Genomic DNA, 2,662 nt, shown 5'->3' with positions numbered 1-2,662 from the left:
TTTTGGTTTAAGCTATGTAGGTCGTTATGAAATAATAAAAGAGATACCTGAGCCAAATTTTGAGGCGTTAACGAACGCTTTTTCCGGTAGAGTGAATTATTCTATCAATTCATTTTACTCATCGTTAGAATACAATTACAAAGCGGAAGATGCAGTTTTAAATCGGGTTAGTAATACCATTGATAATGATTTTGTAAAACCAGGTAGTGCAATTTTATTTAATTTGGGTTATTCTAAGCAAGGTTTAGGTATTGATGCAACTTTGCGAAGATCCGAAAACATGTTGTTTTTGTCGGAAAGGGTTCCAACAGTTTCCGGTGAAAATACAAGTTTAAACTTTAATGATAAAGTTTTGAATTTTACACCGGCTTTAACTAAACAACAACATTCAAATTTAGCTAACATTTATGTTTACCAAGCACAAGTAGGAGTGGATTTTAAATCACCAACCATTTTAAAAGCCGGCGAAACCGGTGGACAAATAGATATTTTTTATGATTTTGCCAAGGACACTAAAATAGGTGGAAAATATGGTACAAAAGTCGCTTTTAATATGTCACAATGGTTTAATTTACCTGGTGAATACCAATTAACGCCTAGCAATTATGAAACCAACTTTTTTGGTGTGGGTACTAAATATTTCTCAGATTATAATTTAGAAATTAAAAAGAAAATTTCTGAAAAATGGCACACAGGTTTTAATTATGTCAATCAATATTATAATAAACCTTGGATTGAAGATGCTAGTACTGATGTAAATACAAATATTATTACCGGAGAAGCCATTTATAATTTTGCTGAAACAAAATCCATCCGTTTTGAAGCAGAACACATGTGGGCCGATGCTGATTTTAAAAACTGGGCAGGAGGAACATTAGAGTTAGACATCAATGATACCTATTCTTTTTATATTTGGGATATCATTAATTATGGTAATGATGACCCTGATAAAAGAAACCATTACTTTAATATGGGTGGTGCTTACCGTATTAATTCAACTAGAATTGGAGTGAACTACGGAAGGCAACGTGGTGGATTGGTTTGTGTAGGCGGGGTTTGTCGTTTTGTACCGGAAAGTACTGGACTAACTCTTACTTTGAGTACGGCATTTTAAAATTTTCAGTTGCTTATATAATTCCCTGCATTCATTGAGTGTGGGGTTTTTTATGAAATGAATTTTTTGCGTATCCCAATTAACACAAAAATAAAAACAGTGTACACAATAAAAAAAGGCACAATATTTTCAATCCAGCCCATGGGCAACATCACTGCGATAATCAATAATTGAAATCCTAAACCATAGCCCGAAAGCAAGGTCATGAACCAGTTTGGAAACGTCTTTACCTTATAGGCATCTTTGTCTAAAAAGTGAATAATTTTGTCAAAGGAGCCGTAAACAATCGTGTATAATGTAAATAGAACATTGACCAATTTTTGACTTTCACCCGGTAATGCTTTGGGTGTTTTGTATTCAAATACCTTACTGGTGGCATCACCACCTACCGATTTTGTTCGTAAAATTACATAATAATAATTGTATAAAGTCCCTTGTAATTGAAGGGCAAAAAATGCTAAAAAAGTGAACCAAAATGTAGTATTTGAAACATAGCAAATAGCCATCAAAAATCCGAAATTCAAGAAAATATCAAAAATACTGTCCAAGTATCTTCCGGAATAGGAAGGTGTTTTTTTTAATCGAGCCAATTCACCATCGGCAGCATCAATAATCGATTTTAGAATGATAAAAAAAGCAGCCCAAACATAGTGTTGATAAAGAATGCAGTAAATAGCAAACGAACCACTAATACCAAAAAGTAAGGTTACATGAATAGGCGTAAAACGCGTGTTTTTTAACTGTAAAGCAAAAATTCTTCCGAAAGTTCTACCATAGTCTGATAAATCTAAAAATTTATCCTGAACGGCAAGTTTTGACATTTAATTTTTTCTAACGAAACTGCGACAATATAGTCCTTGATATTTTTATTTACTGAAACGATGTAAGGTAAATGTCATCGCACTCAATAAAAAGAAAGCCATTACTTGATGTACCAACCCTAACCACAAGGGTACATGAAGTAATAAAGTGAGAACACCTAATAAAAATTGAATACAAACGATTACCACCAATGCATTCAATCCTTTCCTTTGTAGGGTTGACAAAGTATATTTTTTACTGCTGTAATATAAAAAAACAATCATTCCAACCACCAAATAAGCTAACGTTCGGTGCACAAATTGTACACCACTTTTTCCCTCGGTTAGGTTTTGTAAAAGTGTGGGTTGTTCCATCCAAACAGTTTCATGAATCACTTTTCCTTCACTCATCAATGGCCAATGGTTGTGAATTAAACCGGCGTTTAAACCTGCCACAAATCCACCATAAATGATTTGGACAATAAGCACAACTAATGCGATTCGTGCTAGATTTTTTAAAGGTTGAATCACTTCAATTTTGTTTGGATAAATCAAATCTAAAGCCACCCATAAAGTATAAGCGAATGTTATAAAAGCAAATGTTAAATGTAGGGCCAGTCGATAATGACTCACATCGGGATTATCTATCAAACCGCTTTTTACCATAAACCATCCCAAAAAACCTTGAAATCCGCCCATGAAAAGCAAAATGATGCATTTTTTAATGGTTTCAGAATCAAGTTTATTT

General features: G+C 33.5%; 3 protein-coding genes. 1 reads left to right on the top strand and 2 read right to left on the bottom strand.

What is annotated here, in order from left to right:
- A partial coding sequence (locus ACIQ2S_RS12765) for a DUF6029 family protein (protein WP_396176592.1) occupies window positions 1-1,114 on the top strand: 1,114 nt, incomplete at its 5' end.
- Between the two features lie 50 nt (window positions 1,115-1,164).
- Here the strand turns inward: ACIQ2S_RS12765 and ACIQ2S_RS12760 are convergent.
- Both ACIQ2S_RS12760 and ACIQ2S_RS12755 read right to left on the bottom strand, forming a co-directional pair.
- Entirely contained in the window at window positions 1,165-1,935 is a 771-nt protein-coding gene (locus tag ACIQ2S_RS12760; RefSeq protein ID WP_396176590.1) for a CDP-alcohol phosphatidyltransferase family protein, read from the bottom strand.
- A gap of 45 nt (window positions 1,936-1,980) precedes the next feature.
- Window positions 1,981-2,662: COX15/CtaA family protein (locus tag ACIQ2S_RS12755; protein ID WP_396176588.1), on the bottom strand; the 682-nt coding region annotated here is incomplete at its 5' end.

Origin of the sequence: Flavobacterium sp. (genome assembly GCF_044371705.1) — a bacterium.
Lineage (GTDB): Bacteria > Bacteroidota > Bacteroidia > Flavobacteriales > Flavobacteriaceae > Flavobacterium.
The sequence above is the reverse complement of the archived record's forward strand: the minus strand, read 5'-3'. Positions and strand labels throughout refer to the sequence as shown.